The organism is Oleiphilus sp. HI0061 (genome assembly GCF_001635675.1).
The window spans coordinates 1-794 of the sequence record NZ_LWFE01001758.1; the positions used below are offsets into that span (position 1 = coordinate 1).

Sequence of the window (794 nt, forward strand, 5' to 3'; positions counted from 1 at the left end):
TACTATCAAGGTCTTTACGTCAACGTTGGACACGGCTCCAAAGGCGCATTAACAAGCCCCGTCGCCGCAGAACTTATTGCTCACGAAATATGCGGCGGCATCCCACCGGTAAATGACACACACAAAGCAATGTTTTCGCCCGCCCGCTTTATCATTAAGCACCTTAAACAGCGGCGCATTTAAACAAGGGGGTTCTCTATAGAGTTTCGATACAGCGTCCAATCGAAAGCAGGGCCTGGGTCTGTTTTCCGCTGTGGAGCGATATGTTCATGACCCGTTATACGCTCTTTCGTAATTTCAGGGTAGCTTTCCTGAATTGCATTAGTTAGAGCGGCAAGCTGCGAATACTGAATCGCTTGATACGGTATGTCATCAGCGCCTTCCAGCTCAACGCCTATCGAGAAATCATTACAGTTTTCCTGACCACAAAAGCTTGACTGTCCGGCATGCCAGGCACGGTCATTACAGGAAACAAACTGGACTATTTCTCCGTTGCGTTTAACGAGGAAGTGTGACGAGACCTGAAGATCGCGAATTGTCTCGAAATACGGATGCTCACCAACTGGCAAACAGTTTTGGAAAAAAAGCTCGATGTAATTATTGCCGAAGGACTTCGGTGGCAATGATATATTATGAACGACTAGTAAGTTGATCGGCGCAGCTTGAGGGCGCTCATTATAATTGGGTGACGGGCACTTCCGAGCACCAGCCAACCAACCATTACAAATTTTCATACCTAGTTAGCTCCGCGTAAACTCCCGATCACCGATTCTAAGGCACGATCAAACAATAAA

At 47.2% G+C, this 794-nt stretch carries 1 protein-coding gene and 1 pseudogene; one reads left to right on the forward strand and one right to left on the reverse strand.

Annotated elements, in window-relative coordinates; genetic code table 11:
* A pseudogene (locus A3735_RS32190) lies at positions 1-183 on the forward strand (hypothetical protein); the annotation flags it as partial.
* Here the strand turns inward: A3735_RS32190 and ampD are convergent.
* On the reverse strand, positions 180-734 hold the full coding sequence (gene ampD / locus A3735_RS26895) for a 1,6-anhydro-N-acetylmuramyl-L-alanine amidase AmpD (RefSeq protein ID WP_068508078.1): 555 nt from the start codon (positions 732-734) through the stop codon (positions 180-182). The pseudogene A3735_RS32190 and the gene ampD sit on opposite strands and share 4 nt — an antisense overlap.
* Positions 735-794: the final 60 nt, after the last annotated feature.

Bases quoted from the DNA above. Each gene is read 5' to 3' on its own strand.
- ampD (WP_068508078.1), bottom strand. From the start codon at position 734: ATGAAAATTTGTAATGGTTGGTTGGCTGGTGCTCGGAAGTGCCCGTCA.